The sequence below is a fragment of the Pedobacter rhodius genome, from assembly GCF_027213645.1.
Taxonomy (GTDB): Bacteria; Bacteroidota; Bacteroidia; order Sphingobacteriales; family Sphingobacteriaceae; genus Pedobacter; species Pedobacter rhodius.
On the sequence record NZ_JAPWGL010000003.1, the window covers coordinates 322,866 to 341,711 of the forward strand.

Annotated in this window: 20 protein-coding genes; 9 read left to right on the top strand and 11 right to left on the bottom strand. The window is 37.5% G+C overall.

The features are described from left to right. Positions 1 to 41: 41 nt before the first annotated feature. Positions 42 to 740: a hypothetical protein gene (locus tag O0931_RS11475; protein ID WP_269415723.1), complete on the top strand. Its 699-nt coding sequence runs from the start codon at positions 42 to 44 to the stop codon at positions 738 to 740. Here the strand turns inward: O0931_RS11475 and O0931_RS11480 are convergent. The 7 genes from O0931_RS11480 to fumC form a co-directional block, all read right to left on the bottom strand. Continuing rightward, the gene (locus O0931_RS11480) at positions 727 to 1,497 is read right to left on the bottom strand and encodes a ThuA domain-containing protein (protein WP_269415724.1); all 771 of its coding nucleotides are present in this window, start codon (positions 1,495 to 1,497) and stop codon (positions 727 to 729) included. The two genes, O0931_RS11475 and O0931_RS11480, sit on opposite strands and share 14 nt — an antisense overlap. Before the next feature lie 43 nt (positions 1,498 to 1,540). Then, positions 1,541 to 1,975, bottom strand: a complete 435-nt coding sequence (locus O0931_RS11485; protein WP_269415725.1) for a low molecular weight protein-tyrosine-phosphatase — start codon at positions 1,973 to 1,975, stop codon at positions 1,541 to 1,543. 2 nt (positions 1,976 to 1,977) lie between these two features. Beyond that, positions 1,978 to 2,406 carry a hypothetical protein gene (locus tag O0931_RS11490; protein WP_269415726.1) on the bottom strand — a complete coding sequence of 143 codons (429 nt, stop codon included), beginning with the start codon at positions 2,404 to 2,406 and terminating at the stop codon, positions 1,978 to 1,980. A gap of 78 nt (positions 2,407 to 2,484) precedes the next feature. Beyond that, on the bottom strand, positions 2,485 to 3,291 hold the full coding sequence (locus tag O0931_RS11495) for a S1/P1 nuclease (protein ID WP_269415727.1): 807 nt from the start codon (positions 3,289 to 3,291) through the stop codon (positions 2,485 to 2,487). 1 nt (position 3,292) lies between these two features. After that, positions 3,293 to 3,829: a fumarate hydratase gene (locus O0931_RS11500; protein WP_269415728.1), complete on the bottom strand. Its 537-nt coding sequence runs from the start codon at positions 3,827 to 3,829 to the stop codon at positions 3,293 to 3,295. 8 nt (positions 3,830 to 3,837) lie between these two features. Further along, the gene (locus O0931_RS11505) at positions 3,838 to 4,188 is read right to left on the bottom strand and encodes a hypothetical protein (protein ID WP_269415729.1); all 351 of its coding nucleotides are present in this window, start codon (positions 4,186 to 4,188) and stop codon (positions 3,838 to 3,840) included. Between the two features lie 132 nt (positions 4,189 to 4,320). Then, the gene (gene fumC / locus O0931_RS11510) at positions 4,321 to 5,718 is read right to left on the bottom strand and encodes a class II fumarate hydratase (protein ID WP_269415730.1); all 1,398 of its coding nucleotides are present in this window, start codon (positions 5,716 to 5,718) and stop codon (positions 4,321 to 4,323) included. Between the two features lie 270 nt (positions 5,719 to 5,988). Between fumC and hisS the strand changes: the two genes are divergently transcribed. The 3 genes from hisS to O0931_RS11525 all read left to right on the top strand — a co-directional run bounded on the left by hisS (position 5,989) and on the right by O0931_RS11525 (position 10,389). Then, entirely contained in the window at positions 5,989 to 7,380 is a 1,392-nt protein-coding gene (hisS, locus tag O0931_RS11515; protein ID WP_269415731.1) for a histidine--tRNA ligase, read from the top strand. Positions 7,381 to 7,613: 233 nt separating this feature from the next. After that, the gene (locus O0931_RS11520) at positions 7,614 to 7,946 is read left to right on the top strand and encodes a hypothetical protein (protein ID WP_269415732.1); all 333 of its coding nucleotides are present in this window, start codon (positions 7,614 to 7,616) and stop codon (positions 7,944 to 7,946) included. Between the two features lie 124 nt (positions 7,947 to 8,070). Continuing rightward, positions 8,071 to 10,389 carry a TonB-dependent receptor gene (locus tag O0931_RS11525; RefSeq protein WP_269415733.1) on the top strand — a complete coding sequence of 773 codons (2,319 nt, stop codon included), beginning with the start codon at positions 8,071 to 8,073 and terminating at the stop codon, positions 10,387 to 10,389. Between the two features lie 140 nt (positions 10,390 to 10,529). On the opposite strand, the gene O0931_RS11530 is transcribed toward O0931_RS11525, so the two are convergent. The 3 genes from O0931_RS11530 to O0931_RS11540 form a co-directional block, all read right to left on the bottom strand. Beyond that, positions 10,530 to 11,609 carry an NADH:flavin oxidoreductase/NADH oxidase gene (locus O0931_RS11530; protein WP_269415734.1) on the bottom strand — a complete coding sequence of 360 codons (1,080 nt, stop codon included), beginning with the start codon at positions 11,607 to 11,609 and terminating at the stop codon, positions 10,530 to 10,532. 95 nt (positions 11,610 to 11,704) lie between these two features. Next, on the bottom strand, positions 11,705 to 12,694 hold the full coding sequence (locus tag O0931_RS11535; RefSeq protein ID WP_269415735.1) for an aldo/keto reductase: 990 nt from the start codon (positions 12,692 to 12,694) through the stop codon (positions 11,705 to 11,707). Positions 12,695 to 12,696: 2 nt separating this feature from the next. Next, positions 12,697 to 13,092 (bottom strand): DoxX family protein, encoded by a 396-nt coding sequence (locus tag O0931_RS11540; RefSeq protein ID WP_269415736.1) that lies wholly within the window; start codon positions 13,090 to 13,092, stop codon positions 12,697 to 12,699. Positions 13,093 to 13,273: 181 nt separating this feature from the next. On the opposite strand from O0931_RS11540, the gene O0931_RS11545 reads away from it, so the two are divergent. The 4 genes from O0931_RS11545 to O0931_RS11560 are packed head-to-tail and all read left to right on the top strand — an operon-like array spanning position 13,274 to position 16,162. Further along, complete coding sequence (locus O0931_RS11545) at positions 13,274 to 14,101, top strand: ABC transporter ATP-binding protein (RefSeq protein ID WP_269415737.1); 828 nt, start codon at positions 13,274 to 13,276, stop codon at positions 14,099 to 14,101. Between the two features lie 2 nt (positions 14,102 to 14,103). Next, positions 14,104 to 14,913 (top strand): hypothetical protein, encoded by an 810-nt coding sequence (locus tag O0931_RS11550; RefSeq protein WP_269415738.1) that lies wholly within the window; start codon positions 14,104 to 14,106, stop codon positions 14,911 to 14,913. A 19-nt stretch (positions 14,914 to 14,932) separates the two neighbouring features. After that, positions 14,933 to 15,307: a GntR family transcriptional regulator gene (locus tag O0931_RS11555; RefSeq protein WP_269415739.1), complete on the top strand. Its 375-nt coding sequence runs from the start codon at positions 14,933 to 14,935 to the stop codon at positions 15,305 to 15,307. A gap of 3 nt (positions 15,308 to 15,310) precedes the next feature. Beyond that, complete coding sequence (locus O0931_RS11560) at positions 15,311 to 16,162, top strand: hypothetical protein (RefSeq protein ID WP_269415740.1); 852 nt, start codon at positions 15,311 to 15,313, stop codon at positions 16,160 to 16,162. 21 nt (positions 16,163 to 16,183) lie between these two features. Here the strand turns inward: O0931_RS11560 and hutH are convergent, their stop codons facing one another. Then, positions 16,184 to 17,671, bottom strand: coding sequence for a histidine ammonia-lyase (hutH, locus tag O0931_RS11565; RefSeq protein WP_269415741.1), 1,488 nt, complete (start codon positions 17,669 to 17,671; stop codon positions 16,184 to 16,186). Positions 17,672 to 17,750: 79 nt separating this feature from the next. Between hutH and O0931_RS11570 the strand changes: the two genes are divergently transcribed. Further along, positions 17,751 to 18,734 carry an alpha/beta fold hydrolase gene (locus O0931_RS11570; protein ID WP_269415742.1) on the top strand — a complete coding sequence of 328 codons (984 nt, stop codon included), beginning with the start codon at positions 17,751 to 17,753 and terminating at the stop codon, positions 18,732 to 18,734. Positions 18,735 to 18,846 lie beyond the last annotated feature (112 nt).

An 18,846-nucleotide genomic window follows, 5' to 3' on the forward strand; every position in this document is an offset into this window, starting at 1 on the left:
TTCTGAGCAAACATTAAATTTCATAAAATGTTATAAAAATCATGAACATTTTAATTCAGAATCCTCCTGATGGCGGTACGGTTTACACAGAAACAAACCTCAGTCAATTATTCCCCGAACCGTTAAATACGATTACGAGTTGTTTTTTCCTGGGTATTGCGGTATACTGGACTTTTAAACTTTGGGGAAATTTTAAACAGCATACTTTTTTAACCATCGCATTAATTTTATTATATGTAGGTGGCATTGGTGGAACAACCTATCATGGTTTAAGGCGCTGGCCTGTTTTTATTATGATGGACTGGATACCGATAATGTTGCTTTGTCTGGCTGCAGGAACTTACTTTCTGGCTAAAATTACGAAATGGTATTTCGCGGCCCTTATTGTCCTGATTTATGCTTTTTTCCAGTTCTTTTTACGAAAACAATTTACTGGCGGTGATTTTCAGATATTTATCAATATCAACTATGCGTTTATGGCTGCTTTAGTTCTATTTCCTGTTTTTGGATACCTGTTTAAAACCGAATGGCGAAATGGAAAATGGGTCGGCTTTGCATTAATAGCTTTTATATTTGCTTTAACCTTTCGTATTACTGATAAATGGGAAATATTAAGTACAGGCACGCATTTCTTATGGCACACATTCGGAGCGGTTGCTTCCTTTTGTATGCTTAAATACATTTACCTCGTTAACGAAAATGTTAAACCACTAACTAATGGCCGGTTTAAGGCAGCTTAGTATGGGCTTTTGAATAGTCGAGTTTTTTCTGTCCGCCAATTGCGTATTCAATTCCACCATACAGATGCTTTAGAAACTGCTCCTCGTTCCAGGTTTCATCCGTATGCCCCATTGAAGTATAAAAAGATCTTCCCCCGTCGAAATTGTGGTACCAGCTGAAAGGATGAAAATTGCCGTTCTTACCACCTTTATACGAAGATTCATCGAGTGTAATAAGCACCTTAATATCGGGATTAATGTCTTTGAAATTATATAATTCATCTCTGTGCATCCAAACAGAATCTGTCATGAATTTGGTTGATGGATGTTTCTTGTCTTTTATGATGAATCGGGCATTTTGTTGTTCTGGGTGACTTAAAAAATAAGCACCGGCAAGTTTTCCATACCATGGCCAACCGTATTCAGTATCTGTTGCTGCATGAATACCTACATAACCACCCCCGGCCTGAATATATCTTTCGAATGCGGCCTGCTGTGCATCACTCAGAACGTCTCCGGTTGTACTTAAAAAAATAACTGCCGAGTAATTCTTAAGATTGGCTTCTGTAAATAATGCTGCATTTTCAGTCGTGTCAACTAAAAAATGATGTGCTAAGCCTAATTTTTGGATAGCTGTTTTTCCGGCTTCTATAGATGCATGTCGGTAGCCTTTCGTTTTAGAGAAAACTAAAACCCTGGGACTCTTTTTTCCAGAAACAAAACCTTGAAATAAAATTATAGCCGCAAGTAGCAGACAAATAGAAAATAGCTTTTTCATAACAGATGGTTAGCGTGTGTTTTTTCTTTAATTTAGTTCTAAATTAAGAAAGTTGTTTGATAATTGCCTTACATCTTTCTTCAACCTGTTTACAAACCGGGCTGAAAAGGGCATTATCCCAATAAGGGTCTGTAACTTCATCGTTATCCAGGAATAATTTAACTTTTTTACGCTCTTCTTCGGTTTTAGCCAGGCTTTGAACATCTTTCAGATTATTCCTGTCCATCACAAAAATCAAATCATATTTAGCAAACATGGAATGGTCGAACTGCTGAGCGCGTTGAGTGCTAATATCATATCCACTTGCTTTCGCTGCGGCAATACTTCTATAATCCGGTGCTTTTCCAACATGCCAGTTTCCTGTTCCTGCAGATGCAATTTCCCAGTTTAGATTTTTTTCGTCAGATAAATGACGCATAATCCCTTCCGCTAAAGGCGAACGGCAAATATTGCCCAAGCAAACCATTAAAATTTTCAAAATTATTTAGATTGGGCTTTATAGACATAAACATAAGTGTAAACAATTCCTCCAATAGGTTTTGTTGTTATCGTTTGTGTTAGTTTATTATCTTTTAATATCATTGGAAAATTTTCGCTCCCGGATAATATAATCTGGTCTCCGTTTCTTTTCCAGGTTTTAATATCAGTAGTCGCTATCATATCGCAAAGGGCGCCATTAGAACCTGAAGTAAAAGTCCCGTTAGCAGAAAATGAAATCATCATATTTGCAATGCAGCTACCGCCACCCATTAATTCGATATAATTAGTATTTGTTTTGTTGCCAATCGTTAAAGCAGGTGTAACTGTTGCAGATTCTATTTTCCAGTTTTTACTGGTAAGCGTCTTATCTGCATCTTTTTTACAGCCTAAAACTGTACAAAACGCTAAAATGACTAATATTTTTTTCATGAGGTTTGGGCTTTAATTACTAAACGTAACCTTGTTAATTTTCGCTACACTAAATAATAAAAAGAGGTAATTATAACTTTAACCATAAATATCATTCAACATTTTCGCCAGGCGAACACCACCTTTTAACAATTGCTGATTCAGCGTATCTACCCATTCAAAATTATACCGATAGCCTAATTTTGAATCGGGTTTAGTGTTGTCATAAATTTTACCGCAAACCAGATAAGATTCGTAAATACAATCTTTTAAGCTTGTATTTCTCCAATTGTATAACTGAACAGCTGATGGATGATTAATTGCTTTGGAAAACTCTGTATAACTTAATTGCTGATATTCGATTAGCTGCTCATCCCAAACGCGGTGTAAATTAGATTTTTCATTAAACCATAGTACAGAAACCTTATTACCGCCTAAATCTTCCTTGTGTGCTACATGCATGGGCTGGCATAAATCGCCCGCCATATGTACAAGCATACGAAGCGCTAATTTCTTTTCTTCAACTGTACTGCCCGATTTCTTTAAAACAGCGGTTAAATCTATAATTTTGTTATAAAGATTTGGCGCTTTTTCACTTTCCAGAATATTGTAAACACCTTGTTTATCTAAACCGCCAGGGAGATTTACAAAGTGCCAGTTGTACATGTAATTATAGGCAGAATCCGATTTTATAAAATCGCCCCAGTTTGCCGACATGGCTAAGCTTTCGGTACCCAAAATAGACTGAATTGCTTTTCGGGCTTTTGCATTTAAATAGCTGTCTGCGATTTCGCCTACTACGCGATGGCCAATCATTCCCCAGGCATTTACCTGCATTGGCAACTGGCTTAATAAGCTAATTACTGCAATAATGGCAAGTTTCTTTTTTATTGATTCAAATATCATATTATAATTCTTTTTGTACACAGGTAACTTTTTCTTTGAGCGATAAGGTGATTTCGCGTTGGTCGCTTAAACTTTCCAAAACTAATGTATCAGCAGCTTTTTTCTTAATCAGGAAGTTTTTATCATATCTGCCGATGCGGTAACACCCTGAAATTTTTTGTTTGTAATTGGCATGTGTAAAAGTTGCACCTATAAATAGTGTATCGCCTTTCACTGCGTAAACACCTTTGGCGTATTCTTTCCAGATGCCTTTATTGTAGCAGGAATCTTCGTAAAAATTTATTTTGCTGTGCGTTACTAAATCTATGTAAACCGAATCGCAGGTAAACTTAAAATGGTGTTGCGTATAATTACTCAATTTATTACTGAAAGCCACCGAATCTTCATTCCAAACACCCTGCATAAATGCTTCCCCCTTACCCTGAATGTTTGGGCGCGGTGAACAGCTGGCCAACAACAAAAGAAAAAATGTGAAGAGCAAAACAGATAAAATTCCTAATCTCGCTAATGGTGTTTTCCCAGGTTTTAAGTTCTGCATTTAATGTCTCAATCTTTATTAAAAGAAAATTGATTCCCGATACTATTTTGTTTGGCAATGGTGTTATAAACGAGGATAAAGAACCCCACAGCAAAGGAAATACCTGAAAAAATGCTTACAATACCGACAATAGGGTAAAGCTGGGTTACTTTTGATGCTGGCATATTATTCCTGCTTATTAAATAAGGAATTAAAATATAAAACACGTTAATCAGAAACCCGATACCCGAGCCGATGAGCAGTAAAATGGAATCAGCGCCAACCTTTTTGCTAATGTAGTATATACTTCCTATTAACACGAGCAAAGGAGAAATGATGGAAACCAGGCTAAAAAGTGTTGCCATTATCGAATTGTTCATATTCTTATGGATTAAATTATTTTTAAGTTATACAACACCTTAACAATCTCAGTGTTTTTTACAAAGGATGTTTAAACTTAAGAACCCAAATCTTTGATTAGCGTTCTTAAGTTATACTTAGGAGCCTGTAGCTTATTTTAAGCTGCCAACCATATCTTCCGGACGAACCCATTCATCGAATTGTTCGCTGGTTAATAAGCCTAATTCAACAGCTGCCGCTTTTAAAGTTTTATTTTCTTTATGTGCTTTTTTCGCAATTTTGGCTGCATTTTCGTAACCCACATGTGGATTTAAAGCGGTAACCAGCATCAACGAATTTTGCAGGTGTTTCTCAATTTCCGGTAAGTTAGCCGTAATGCCTTCCGCACATTTATCTGTGAAAGAAACACATGCATCGCCAATTAAACGTGCCGACTGCAATACGTTCGCCGCGATTAAAGGCTTAAAAACGTTTAATTCAAAATGCCCGGACATACCGCCAACAGAAACGGCAACATCATTACCAATAACCTGCGCACAAACCATCGTTAATGCTTCCGGTTGCGTTGGATTAACTTTTCCCGGCATGATCGAGGAACCTGGTTCATTATCTGGAATAACGATTTCACCAATACCACAACGCGGCCCTGAACTTAACATACGCACATCATTCGCAACTTTCATTAAGGCAACCGCAGTACGTTTTAAAGCACCGGAAAGCTCAACCATAGCATCGTGGGCCGCTAAAGCCTCAAACTTATTCGGAGCGGTTACAAAAGGCAGGCCTGTTAATTCAGCAATTTTTTGTGCGACCAGAACATCATAACCTTTTGGCGTATTTAAACCTGTACCAACAGCAGTACCGCCTAAAGCTAACTCTGCAACCATAACCAAAGCATTTTTAATTGCCCTAATGCTGTTATCGATTTGCTGCACATAGCCGGAAAATTCCTGTCCCAAAGTTAATGGTGTTGCATCCATAAAATGTGTACGCCCCGTTTTGGTAATTCCGGAAAATTCTTCTACTTTTTTTGCCAGTGCATTACGCAATTTCTCTAAACCGGGAATGGTATTTTCTACCGTTAATTTATAGGCTGCAATATGCATCGCCGTTGGATAAGTATCGTTTGAGGATTGCGATTTATTCACATCATCGTTCGGGTGAAGTACTTTTTTATCGTCAGCCAGTGCGCCACCGTTAATGACGTGCGCGCGGTTGGCAATCACTTCATTTCCATTCATATTACTTTGTGTACCAGAACCGGTTTGCCAAATAACCAATGGAAACTGGTCATCTAAATCACCCGCGATAATTTCATCACAAGCTTTGGAAATTAACTCGGCTTTCTCCGCAGAAAGTACACCTAGCTCCGTATTTGCTAAAGCAGCTGCTTTTTTCAGGTATCCAAAAGCATGAATAATTTCTTTAGGCATTGAACCTTCAGGTCCGATTTTGAAGTTATTGCGTGAGCGTTCGGTTTGTGCACCCCAGTATTTGTCGGCAGGCACCTGCACCTCGCCCATGGTATCGTGTTCTATTCTGAAACTCATTATATTTTTTTTTGTTGTCGCAAATTTAAGTTTTTTGCCTATAAAGCAAGGTATTATATTCGATATTTCCTGCGGATTGATTATGAAGATTTTTCTGCAGGTTGATTTCACCGATTTGAGGATTTTACTGATTGCAGTGTTGGCAAATTAATAGCGAATCGCCAATAATATAATTTATCTTTTCTGACAGGTAACTTTAACCTTGTGTTCTTAGTGCCCTGGTGGTAAAACATGTCGGCGGTTAATAAACCTTTTTGTACTTTTGCGGCTATGTCAGTTATTAAACCCTCGTTAGCAAAAGGTACACGCGATTTTACACCTGTTGAAATGGTGAAACGCAACTTTATTTATGACACCATTAAATCGGTTTTTAAAAAATATGGTTATGCAGAAATTCAAACCCCAAGCTTTGAAAACCTTTCTACCCTAACGGGAAAGTATGGGGACGAGGGTGATAAATTGATTTTCAAAATTTTGAACAGCGGGGAATATTTAAAAGACCCTAAAAAGAAATCTTTCGACTTTTCAGAAGAAGAAAATAGCAATAAGCTGATTCCGCTAATCTCCGAAAAAGCCCTGCGTTACGATTTAACCGTACCCTTCGCTCGTTATGTGGTGATGCACCAGCACGAAATAACCTTACCCTTCAAGCGTTTCCAGGTGCAGCCGGTTTGGCGTGCCGACAGGCCACAAAAGGGAAGGTACCGTGAGTTTTACCAGTGTGATGTAGATGTGGTTGGTTCAACAAGTTTATTAAATGAAGCCGAATTTATCCTGATTTACAACGAAGCATTAGCCAAATTAGGCCTGAAGGATTTCAGTATAAAAATTAATAATAGAAAAATTCTATCAGGCATCGCCGAGATTATAGGCAAACCTGATTTAATTATCGATATGACGGTTGCCATCGATAAACTGGATAAAATAGGTTTGGATGGTGTTAGTAAAGAATTATTAGAACGTGGTTTTACGGAAGAGGATTTGGAAAAACTTCATCCGGTGATATTGTTGCAAGGTTCGAACGTTGAAAAGTTGGAAAGTTTAAAAACCGTACTATCTTCATCAGCAACCGGCTTAAAAGGTATTGCTGAAATTGAGCAGGTTTTCGAATATGTAGAAAGCTTAATTTCTTACGCCTTGCCATTAACAGCGAAGCTTGAACTGGATATTACTTTAGCTCGAGGCTTAAACTACTACACGGGTTGCATTTTCGAAGTGAAGACCAATGAAGTTGCCATGGGCAGCATTGGCGGCGGTGGCCGATACGATGACTTAACCGGCATGTTTGGCTTGAAAGATTTAACCGGTGTTGGTGTATCTTTTGGCGCAGACAGAATTTATGATGTATTGGAAGAGCTGAACCTTTTTCCCGCATCAGCAGAAATCGGAACAAAGGTTTTAATCAGTAATTTCGATGCTGAAGCAGAAAAATATGCTTTACCCATTTTACAACAATTCAGAAATGCGGGCATTTCAGCCGAGCTTTACCCATCGTCCGCAAAGCTGAAAAAGCAAATGGCCTATGCCGATGCCAAGAAAATTCCTTATGTAATTTTAATCGGTGGCGATGAAATTGCAACCGGCGAATTAACCCTGAAAGATATGCAAAGCGGCGATCAAAAGAAATTAACCGTTTTAGGTATTCTGGATTTGTTAAAATAAGCTTTACCTGGTGATGAGTTTGGCAAATACGTACTATAAAAGCAATGTTACCTTTCAAAGGTATAGAATTGAATAGTTATTTCTATTTTTGACTTATTGAAAAAGCATAAGCAAAATATTTTAACTATCTATCGGTTGGTGTCTCACCGACCGAAACTTAACTTAGCTGTTTGGTGGGACACCAACCAGTAAGTAAAAATATTAATTGAATAGTAATTGCTATTTTTGGCAAATTGAAAAAGCATAAGCAAAATATTAACCGTTTTTTATCAGCAGTAATGCTGATGGTTTTTGCTATTGCCTTAACCCCATGGAATTTAATCCATCATCATCAGCCTGTTCCGGTTGTAACCAAAGAAGTTAACTGCAAACATTTAAGCCATGTACAGGCACATGCCGATAATTGCTTAATTTGTAACGCCGGCTTCGAAAAAAATTACGTTCAAACGCATCAACTTTATAAAATATTTCTTTCCGCAAAAATATTCAGTCAGGCGAACCCTGTACTTAAAAGTTTCTTTACAGAAATAAAGCGTACCAGTTTACGCGGCCCTCCTTTAGCCTAATTTTTTTTCAGCTCAAAACCCTTTAGGGTATTTAATCAAATTTTTAATTATGAGATACTAAAGCATAGCGGCTATGTAAGCGCTATTTGTTTGGCTATCCGATACAATTCAAAACACGCATATCATGAAAAAATTACAGCTTATAGGCTTTGTAATTCTATATACATTATTAAGTACTTCAGTTTTTGCGAACGTACTAAAAGACATAAAAGGTAAGGTTACAGATGCTTCAACAAAACAAACTTTACCTGGAGCAACCATATTTATCCCGGATTTAAAGGTTACCGCACAAACCAACAGCGATGGGGAATTTACGTTAAATAACCTTCCATCGAGAGGAACCTATTTAGTAGAAGTTCATTTTATTGGTTATAAAACCGCAACACAGACTATAAATTTTGCAACTGCAAGTGTACTGGAATTCTCGCTTCAGCCTACTGCGATAGAAACTAAAGAAGTGGTTATCACCGGAAGCTTAATCAGCAGCACCAGCAAAAGAAACAGTGCTTCGGCTGCTGTTTTAGGTAAGGATCAATTACTACAGCCATCAACAAATTTAATTGATGCATTAACAAAAATTCCCGGGGTATCACAAATAACAACAGGTCCGTCCATATCAAAACCTGTTATACGGGGTTTAGGTTACAACAGAATTGTAACTTTGGACGATGGAATTAAACAGCAAGGCCAGCAATGGGGCGACGAACATGGCATCGAAATCGACCAGTTTAAATCAGACCGGGTTGAGGTTTTACGCGGCGCTGCATCATTAATATATGGCTCTGATGCGCTTGGTGGCGTTATCAATTTATTAGAGCCAAGTTCGGCTCCGGAAGGACAAGTTAAAGGTGAATTTATCACCAATTACGCAACCAACAATGGCCTGACCGCAAACTCATTGATGTTAAATGGCAATGAAAATGGATTTGTATGGCGTGCCCGTGGAACGTATAAAAACGCCTATTCTTTTAAAACGCCAACCGGTTATTTTCCTAACTCCGGCTTTAATGAAACAGATTTAAGTGGTATGATTGGCTTAAATAAAAGCTGGGGCTACACGCATTTAAATGTTTCCAATTTTCGTAATAATATCGGTTTTTATGAACCAACTTTAGATGCTGCAGGGAATTTTGTTAAAGAAGACGGCAATCCTTTTTCATCGTCAGATTTCAAAAGCAGGGATTTAGAGTATCCCCGTCAGGACATCAGGCATTTTAAAATTGCTTTAAACAACAACTTTATAATTGGTGACGGGAATTTAAAAGCAGATTTTGGTTACCAGCAAAACCAACGCCGCGAGTTAGAAGACGGCCCTGATCCTTCTTTATTTTTTGACCTTAAAACATACAATGCCGATTTAAAATATTACATCCACGAAACCAGCAACGGCTGGCAACCTGTATTTGGTATAAGTGCTGATGCAGGTAAAAGTCAGAATAAAGGCATCGAGTTTTTAATTCCTGCTTACAATACCTATGGTGTCGGTGTTTTTGCTTACGCAAAGAAAAACTGGGAAAACAATACCTTCAGCTTAGGTGCCCGTTACGATTACCGTAAAAATATTGGCAAACAATTGTTTGTGGATGGCGATGAGCAATTCCCTGCGTTTGAAAATAAATTCTCGAATGTAAGCGGTGCCTTAGGTTTTACACATCAGTTTAACGAAGAATGGAACTTTAAAGCAAATGCGGGTTCTGCATTTCGCGCACCAAACCCGGCTGAATTAGGCTCAAACGGCGTGCATGAAGGTACTTTCCGTTATGAAATCGGTAATCCGAATTTAAGTCCGGAGCGCAGTTACCAGGTAGATGCCGCTTTGGAATATGAAGGTAAGGTAGTAAGTGCCAGTGCAAGCATTTATAATAATTACGTACACAATTTCATTTATGCATCAAACAATGGTGAAATCATTACGGCTGAAGGCGACGAATACCCGGTTTACCGCTACGGGCAAGTAAATGCAAATCTTTACGGTGCAGAAGCAAGCTTAACCATCCACCCGGTTTCGTTTATCCATTTTGAAAATACCTTTGGTTATGTTCATGCACAGAATAATACTTTAGGCAGACCATTGGCTTTTATTCCTGCCGGAACACTTAGAAATGAACTGCGTTTTGAGCCTAAAATAAAAGGCACAAACGATGCTTATTTATCTGTCGGAATAAACTCTGCGTTTAAACAAAACCGTGTTGATGCTGTATTTGAAACCCCTACAAGTGGTTATACTTTATTAAACGCCGGCATTGGAGCAACTTTTAATTTAGGTAAACAACCTGTTAAATTATCAGTTTCTGCAAATAACTTGCTAAACCAAAAATATTACGATGCTTTAAGCCGGTTTAAACCGGGTCGTTTCGATTACGAAAATCCGAACTTAGGGGTTTACAATACAGGAAGGAACATCACCTTTGGATTGTATGTACCTTTTACTTTAGTGAAGTAGTACCCGTATAAAAGCTTGCCTGTCTGTGGTGGGCAGGCTTCGGCGGCTGAAATGGGCTGGAAGATGAAACAAATAAAAAGCCACAGACTTACAGATTAATCAACACTTATAATCTGTAAATCTGTGGCTAAATATTAACCTCACTTTTTAAAAACTTCCCTTTTTGCCCGCACATACTGATTTGGCCATTCGGTATCATCGCCTAGAATCTGGGCAGCATGGGTTGGAAAATAAGCATCTCTTAACGATTCACGAGCGATAAAAATTAAATCGGCTTTGCCTTGCTCCAAAATTTCTTCTGCCTGATGTGCTTCAACAATTACACCAACAGCGCCGGTGTAAATGCCAATTTCATTTCTGATTTTATCAGCAAAAGGCACCTGGTAATTTGGTCCTGCCGGGATTTTTGCGTCGGGAACATTTCCACCTGATGAAGCATCAATCAAATCTACGCCTCTATCTTTTAACACCGCAGCCAACTGAACAGAATCATTTTCATCCCATCCGCCTTCAGTCCAGTCGGTAGCCGAAATGCGAACAAATATCGGCAGGTTTTCAGGCCAAACTGATTGAACCGCCTCTACAACATCAATTGTTAAACGAATTCTGTTTTCGAAACTTCCACCGTACACATCGGTGCGCTTATTACTTAAAGGGCTAAAAAACTCATGTAATAAGTAACCATGTGCGGCATGAATTTCAATTACTTTATAACCTGCATCCACAGCTCTTTTTGCCGCAGCACGGAAGGCAAAAACGATGTCCTGAATTTCCTGAATGCTTAATTCGTGCGGCGTTACTTGCCCTGCTTTAAATGGAATAGGCGATGGACCAACCGGCAACCAACTGTTTTCGCCTTCAGCAATTTGTTCGCCTCCGTTCCAGGGTAAATCGCAACTTGCTTTTCTTCCTGCATGCGCAAGCTGAATACCTGCAATTGCACCATTATCATGGATGAAAGAAACGATTTGTTTCAGTTTCTCCACGTGCTCATCTTTCCAGATGCCTAAATCAGCGTAAGTGATTCTTCCTTCCGGAACAACGGCCGAAGCTTCCTGAATGATCAATCCGGCTCCGCCAACGGCTCGACTTCCCAAATGAACCAGGTGCCAATCGTTCGCAAAGCCATCAACGGCAGAATACTGGCACATTGGTGAAATTACAATTCTATTTTTTAAGGTAACATCCTTTAATTTTAAAGGGAAAAATAATTTAGACATATCTTTTTTTTTAACCACAAGGCACAAAAATTATACACAGAGTACACTAAGACTTATCATCATAAAAGAAATCTTTGCGTAATCTGTCATTAATATTAAAACCCTGCGTTTTTCAATTCCGTATTGATAAACTGAATTTCCTCAGCACTCAATTTTACATTTATTGCTTCTGCATTTTGAACAGATTGTTTTTCATTTCTTGCACCCACCAAAGCAATTGTGATACCCGGACGCTCAATTGTCCAGCGCAGAACCAACTGAGATAAAGTTGCATTTTTTTCATCAGCCAAAGGCTTAATCTTCGCTAAAAATGCATTCGTTTTCTCAATGCTTTCAGGGGAGAAAAATTTATTCCCCTTGCGATGGTCTCCTTCTTCGAATTCGTAATCAGCCGTCATTTTTCCCGTTAATAAACCACGTTCCATCGGACTATAAGCTAAAACAGATTTGTTATGTTCTATGCAATAAGGAACGGTTTCATCCTCAACAGCGCGATTAACCATGCTGAAAGGAATCTGATTAGAAACGATTTCTAATGTTTCATTTGCCTCTTTTAATTGTGCTGCGTTATAATTGCAAACGCCGGCATAACGCACTTTACCTTGCTCAATTAATCGGCTAACTGCTTCAAAGGTTTCGCTAATGGGTGTCGTTACATCCGGCCAGTGAATTTGATATAAATCGATATAATCTGTACCTAAACGCTTTAAAGATTGCTCACATTCATAAATTACGCTTTCTTTTCCAGCGTATTTATAAACATCAATGTCTTCACCATTATTGTTTTTAGATTTCATCGCTAAATCGCCTTTGGCTAGATCCCAGCGCATGCCAAACTTCGTAACAATTTGAAGTTTATCTCTGGAGATTCCTTTAATGGCATCGCCAACAATTTCCTCACTATCACCTTGTCCGTAAATCGGCGCAGTATCAATTGAGGTTACGCCTAAATCGTAGCCTGCCTTAATTGCATTTATTGCATCGTTTCTGTCGGTACTGCCCCACATCCAGCCACCTGCTGCCCAGGCACCAAACGTAATGACCGAAAGTTCTAAATCTGAATTTCCAATTTTTCTGTATTCCATAATTATTTTTTAAAAAGTTTATCCACCGCATAACTGTTTTGCGGAAGGTATACCAGTAACATGGCTAAGAATGCAACGTGGATAAGTTGTGAGGGCAAAGCTTCCCAGTTTTCTATCATGGTTGTACCAAAAATTAAAGCCAAACAGACCAATCCGGCAAGCAACAAACCTTGCCGGGTGAATAAGCCAATTAAAATCATTAATCCTGAAGCAAATTCAAGCATCGGCAACGCATAACTAAAAGGCTGAACCAGAAAATCGGGCAATAGTGATTTCGAAAATTGCCCCATCATCCAATTGCTGAAACCATTAAGTTTTGGTAAGCGAACCAAACCATGACCAAAAAAACTTAAACCAATTGCTAGTCTGACCAGTAAGTATGCCCATTTTTTATCCATATAACGGTGTTACTATACAAACATACAATCTGCGGGTTAAGGATGTTTTGATGCAACAATTATTAAACTGATATTTTACAAAAACGTTATAAAAGGGCATTTAATAAAATATTTCAAAAATAATTTGGAGGTTATCAGAATACAACATATTTTAGTGTATTATTTAACTAATACAGTAAGCATGATAAAAATTAACAATCTGAATTTTGGTTACAGCAAGCATAAACCATTATTTAAAAATATGAATATGCAGTTAAGCAATGGCCATATTTACGGTTTGCTTGGAAAAAACGGCGCAGGCAAATCGAGTTTACTAAAAAATCTTGCCGGTTTGGTTTATGCCCAAAGCGGAACATTGGACGTAATGGGTTTTAATCCTGTTAAACGCCAACCTGCTTTGCTGGAGCAAATTTGCTTTATACCTGAAGAATTCTATCTGCCATCGGTAAAAATCGATTCGTATGTAAAAGCAAATGCGCCTTTCTATAAAAACTTTAATCATACTTACTTTTCGCAGTTATTAAAAGAATTTGATATTCCGGCCAGTAATAAACTGGTTAATATGAGTTATGGCCAGAAAAAGAAATTCATTATTGCATTCGGGCTTGCAACCCAGGCAAAACTGGTTATTATGGATGAACCTACTAATGGATTGGATATTCCTTCGAAAGCGCAGTTCAGAAAGATTATGGCATCGGTTTTAACAGACGATCGCTGCATCATCATATCTACCCACCAGGTTAGAGATCTGGATAACTTAATAGATACTGTAATTATGCTGGATGAGCATGACGTTGCGCTGAAAGCTTCGGTTGATGAGATTACACAAAAGCTGACTTTCAAAAAAGTGAAGGAATTAGATGAGAGCATTATCTACGCGGAGGCATCTTTATCCGGATATAATGCCGTTATGCCGAATTACCATAATGAAGACAGCAAGCTGGATATGGAACTTTTATTCAATGCTATTCTCGCAGAAAAAATCAAATTTAAACCCTTATTCAATTAGCGATGAACAATACATTTAACATAAACAGATTTGGCTTATTGCTTAAAAGACAATGGTTGGATTTTGGAAAAATTTACCTAGGAACTTTAGTTGTGCTGATCGGAATTATTATCGGCTTTTACAGCTATTTCATTCCATCTATTCACAGTAATAACATTACAGATTATGATGGCAACCTTGATATGCGGTTTAGATATGGATTATTCCTTTTTCTGGGCTTTTTGTTTATCAGCATTATAGCCAGTAACTATTTTAATCTGCTGGGGCAAAAATCAAGGGCTATTTTAGAATTAATGACACCAGCATCTGTTTTCGAAAAGTTTTTATCAGGCATATTTTACACGGCAATAATCAGCTTGTTTAGTTACCTGCTAATATTCTATTTAACCGACCTGGCTTTTGTAAAATATTTAAATTCCAATATCGATGCGTTTAAAGGTATAAATCCTAAAGTAACTGAAGCTCAAAGTATCTCGCATCAACTATTTAATGACAAAAATTACCTTGAATATTGCGGGTACTTCTTTGCCTCACCATTTCTTATCACAAGCATTTTCCTTTTGGGTTCTGTTTATTTCAACCGGTTTCATTACATAAAAACAGCGATTTCGGTCATGATTTTTTCTGGTATTACGGCCTATATAATTTTTAAGGCGGCAGATATTTTAACAAGTGATATGGTTAGGGTTAATCACGGCAACTATCGAAATAATGGAGATTCTGCTCTTCTGCTAATTCTCTTGATAACAACAGCCTTAACATTAATATTCTGGGCGATAGCTTATATCCGCCTGAAAGAAAAAGAGGTTTAATTTTTTAATTGGTAGAGATATGGAATTCAGAGATAATAAGGCAATATACCTTCAAATAGCAGATTATGTTTGCGAACATATTTTGCTGGGAAAATGGAAAGCCGAGGAAAAAGTACCTTCAGTTAGAGAACTCGCTGTAGAAATGGAAGTAAACCCAAACACCGTGATGCGTACATACGAATTGCTGCAGAATAAAAATATCATTAACAACAAAAGGGGCATTGGTTTCTTTGTTGATGAAAGCGCAATAGAAAATGTAAAAGGCTATAGAAAAGTGCAATTTATAGATGATGAATTACCTGTCGTATTCAGAAACATCTATTTGTTAAACATCGGTTTTGATGAACTTAAAGCCAAATATGAAACATTTGTTAAAGAAAATTTTAACGTTTAAAACATGAAAACAAGTAATAAACTATTAATTGCGTTAGCAGTTTCACTCATCATAATTCCGATCATGGTGATTGCAGTAACTGTTAAAATGAATTATAGCGATGCCAAAACAATGGCTGCTGAAAGTAAAAGTATAAACAGTTTTGGTACAAAAACCGAAGGCTATATCAGCATAAAACTTACACAACCTTTTACCGCCTTAAATTTAGCCGATGCTAAAAACAGGGTAATAAATATTCGTTTGATAACTGATACGCAAACCGGATTAAAAATACCAGAGGAATATAAAGATTTGATAAATTACAAAATTGATGAAAAAGGGGTATTACAAATTTCGGTTAAAGATATTACTAAAGAAACAGGCCCTTATTTATCGCTGGTTGTTTATGCGCCAAACTTTAGTGGCTTATCTTTTGCTAAAGGTGAAAGATTAGATTTAGCTGTTGATAGCAAGGACGCCTTTACGCTAAATGCATATAAAATTGCTAATATTGATTTGGATTCAGATGCTAAATTTAATCATTTAACACTCTTGGCAGACAGTGTAAAAGAACTTTATATCAATCAATCTTCTATAAAAGAATTTAAACTGACTTTAAAAAGCTCGACTTTAAAAACAGAGTTAACATCTTACAACTCACTCAATGTTGATGCTTCCGGTAAATCAAATATATTTATAGATGGTGGTGAGGCCAATGAAAATAAATTTGGCATCGATAATCTAGTGGTAAAAACTGGCGGTAAAGGTTCTTTAACAATATCTGATATCAGTATAAAAAAATCTTCAGGAAGCCTGTCTGATTCTACATTAGTCGTTATGCCCGCATCGATTTTAAAAACGATGTTTAATAAATAAGAATACGCTTTTCAGTAAGTTTTATGCATCAAATTCCTGCATAAAGCTTACTGATTTTTTTACATCATCTGCCAGAATCCTGTCGGCATCATTAAAACTTATCAACTTTCTGTAAGCTGAACATGTTTCTTCAATTATAACTGACGATTTTAGCGGCCTCCGTAAATCTAAAGCTTGCGTTGCCGTTAAAAGTTCAATGGCTAAAATGTTTTCTAGATTTTTAACTACGCTTAAACATTTCGTTGCACCATTTGCCCCCATACTCACGTGGTCTTCCTGGCCATTGCTACTCACAATACTGTCGACTGATGATGGCGTACAAAGCTGTTTATTTGCACTTACAATAGATGCTGCGGTATATTGAGCAATCATTAAGCCTGAATTCAAGCCTGCATTTTTAACTAGAAAAGGCGGTAGTCCCCGCTGACCGGAAATTAACTGAAAAACCCTCCGCTCCGAAATAGAACCTAATTCCGCCAAAGCAATACATAGAAAATCCAGACTTAAGGCTAATGGCTGTCCGTGGAAATTCCCTGCAGAAATGATTCTGTCTTCATCAGGAAATACATTCGGGTTATCGGTAACAGCATTAATTTCGGTTTCAAAAACCGACCGGATGTAGGCAATGCTATCTTTACTGGCTCCATGCACCTGCGGCACGCAACGGAACGAATACGGATCTTGTGTTTGCTTTCCTGCCTGAACTATAATTTCACTCCCTTGTAAATAAGAATGAATGATTTGTGCGGTTTCAATTTGTCCTTTATGAGGTCTTATCTGATGACTCAATTCATCAAAAGGTTCTATTCTGCAATCAAAAGCGTCTATAGAAATCGCCGCTATTTTGTCTGCCCAGCTACTTAGTTTTTGTGTTTTTATAAGAACATAAACCCCGTAAGCACTCATAAACTGGGTCCCGTTTATTAAAGCTAAGCCTTCTTTAGATTGTAGAGAAAGCGGTTGCCAGTTCAACGTTTTGTAAAGTGCTGAAGTTTTAATTTTAGTGTTTTGGTAAATCACTTCGCCTTCTCCAATGAGCGGTAATGCCAGGTGCGCCAGTGGCGCCAGATCGCCTGAAGCGCCCAAAGAACCCTGTGTGTAAACAACCGGAAAAATATCATGGTTATAAAAGTCGACTAAACGTTGTACCGTTGATATAGCAATGGCAGAAAAACCATAACTAAGGGATTGAATTTTTAAAAGCAACATTAACTTTACAATTTCTTTTGGCACTTCATCGCCAGTTCCGCAGGCATGAGAAAGCAATAAATTGTGTTGTAATTTAGTTAAGTTTTCTTGTTCTACTTTAACATTCTGAAGGTATCCAAAACCTGTATTTATGCCGTAAACGGGCTCATTATTAATTGCCAGCTTATCATCTAAATAGGTTCTGCATTTATTAATGCGTTCAATCGCTTTTTCACTCAGGGCAATAACGTAATTGCCTGATGTAATTTCTGAAATTGTATTTATATGGAGCTGGCCATCACCTAAATAAAAAATGGGCATGATTTTTAATCTATTTGGTCGGCTCAAAAGTATTAATTATTATTAAATTAGGCCGATTAGCAGATATATCTATTCTACCATGAAAAAATTTTTCTTTCTTATTGCCATTGCATTATTATCACTTTCAAATACATATGCTCAAAAAATAGATACCCTATCCGTTAACCTGGAAAATGTAAAATATCCTTACCAGATTAATTATTTACCAATTACAGTGGAAGGCCAGGATATAAAAATGGCTTATATGGATGTAGCGCCAACTAAATTCCCTAATGGTAGAACGGTTATGCTTTTCCACGGTAAAAACTTTGGCGGGTATTATTGGGGAAATGTTATAAAAGCTTTAACGGGAAGTGGATTTAGGGTTATCGTTCCTGATCAGATTGGATTCGGACGTTCATCAAAACCTATTATTAATTACACTTTCCAACAGCTTGCAGCTTGGAATAAAAAATTGCTCGATACTTTAGGCATACAAAAAACTTCAATTTTAGGGCATAGCATGGGCGGAATGTTAGCCACCCGTTTTGCGTTAATGTTTCCTGAAAGGGTAGATAAATTGCTGCTCGAAAATCCGATTGGTTTGGAAGATTATAAAACATTTGTTCCCGCCTCTACTGTTGAGGAACAATATCAACGTGAACTTAAAAATACACCGGAAAGCATTCGCCAGTATTACAGAAGCTACTTTACCTATTGGAAACCTGATTATGAGACCCTGGTGAATGTGGCAGCAGGTGTAATTTATAGTGCTGATTTCCCCAGGTATGCTAAAGTTGCCGCATTAACTTATAAAATGATTTACGACGGACCTGTTGCGGATGAATTTCAAAACCTGAAAGTACCAACGATTTTATTTATTGGTAAAGAAGATAGAACGATAATTGGCAAAGCTTTGTTAACTGATGATCAGAAAGTAATTTACGGGCAGTATAAGTTTCTTGGGAAAAATACAGCTGTTAAAATAAAAGGCTCTAAAATTGTAGAATTTGAAGCCTGCGGGCATATTCCACATATCGAAATAACGACTGAGTTTCTGGTGGCTTTAATAGGGAGTTTGTAAATGCTTTTGGATTCTAATCATTGTATAATAATTTATCGTTATGTTGAGGCGTAATTTATTGTATAAAAATCAATATAAATGACAGGACGATAAAGGAGATAATCTCCTCGAA

What these genes read in the sequence shown, in the direction of transcription:
- O0931_RS11560 (WP_269415740.1), top strand. Translation starts at nt 15,311, where the DNA reads ATGAAAACAAGTAATAAACTATTAATTGCGTTAGCAGTTTCACTCATC.
- O0931_RS11550 (WP_269415738.1), top strand. Translation starts at nt 14,104, where the DNA reads ATGAACAATACATTTAACATAAACAGATTTGGCTTATTGCTTAAAAGA.
- O0931_RS11505 (WP_269415729.1), bottom strand. Translation starts at nt 4,188, where the DNA reads ATGAACAATTCGATAATGGCAACACTTTTTAGCCTGGTTTCCATCATT.
- O0931_RS11545 (WP_269415737.1), top strand. Translation starts at nt 13,274, where the DNA reads ATGATAAAAATTAACAATCTGAATTTTGGTTACAGCAAGCATAAACCA.
- O0931_RS11535 (WP_269415735.1), bottom strand. Translation starts at nt 12,694, where the DNA reads ATGGAATACAGAAAAATTGGAAATTCAGATTTAGAACTTTCGGTCATT.
- O0931_RS11540 (WP_269415736.1), bottom strand. Translation starts at nt 13,092, where the DNA reads ATGGATAAAAAATGGGCATACTTACTGGTCAGACTAGCAATTGGTTTA.
- O0931_RS11495 (WP_269415727.1), bottom strand. Translation starts at nt 3,291, where the DNA reads ATGATATTTGAATCAATAAAAAAGAAACTTGCCATTATTGCAGTAATT.
- O0931_RS11525 (WP_269415733.1), top strand. Translation starts at nt 8,071, where the DNA reads ATGAAAAAATTACAGCTTATAGGCTTTGTAATTCTATATACATTATTA.
- hisS (WP_269415731.1), top strand. Translation starts at nt 5,989, where the DNA reads ATGTCAGTTATTAAACCCTCGTTAGCAAAAGGTACACGCGATTTTACA.
- O0931_RS11530 (WP_269415734.1), bottom strand. Translation starts at nt 11,609, where the DNA reads ATGTCTAAATTATTTTTCCCTTTAAAATTAAAGGATGTTACCTTAAAA.
- hutH (WP_269415741.1), bottom strand. Translation starts at nt 17,671, where the DNA reads ATGCCCATTTTTTATTTAGGTGATGGCCAGCTCCATATAAATACAATT.
- O0931_RS11480 (WP_269415724.1), bottom strand. Translation starts at nt 1,497, where the DNA reads ATGAAAAAGCTATTTTCTATTTGTCTGCTACTTGCGGCTATAATTTTA.
- O0931_RS11475 (WP_269415723.1), top strand. Translation starts at nt 42, where the DNA reads ATGAACATTTTAATTCAGAATCCTCCTGATGGCGGTACGGTTTACACA.
- O0931_RS11500 (WP_269415728.1), bottom strand. Translation starts at nt 3,829, where the DNA reads ATGCAGAACTTAAAACCTGGGAAAACACCATTAGCGAGATTAGGAATT.
- O0931_RS11570 (WP_269415742.1), top strand. Translation starts at nt 17,751, where the DNA reads ATGAAAAAATTTTTCTTTCTTATTGCCATTGCATTATTATCACTTTCA.
- O0931_RS11555 (WP_269415739.1), top strand. Translation starts at nt 14,933, where the DNA reads ATGGAATTCAGAGATAATAAGGCAATATACCTTCAAATAGCAGATTAT.
- O0931_RS11490 (WP_269415726.1), bottom strand. Translation starts at nt 2,406, where the DNA reads ATGAAAAAAATATTAGTCATTTTAGCGTTTTGTACAGTTTTAGGCTGT.
- fumC (WP_269415730.1), bottom strand. Translation starts at nt 5,718, where the DNA reads ATGAGTTTCAGAATAGAACACGATACCATGGGCGAGGTGCAGGTGCCT.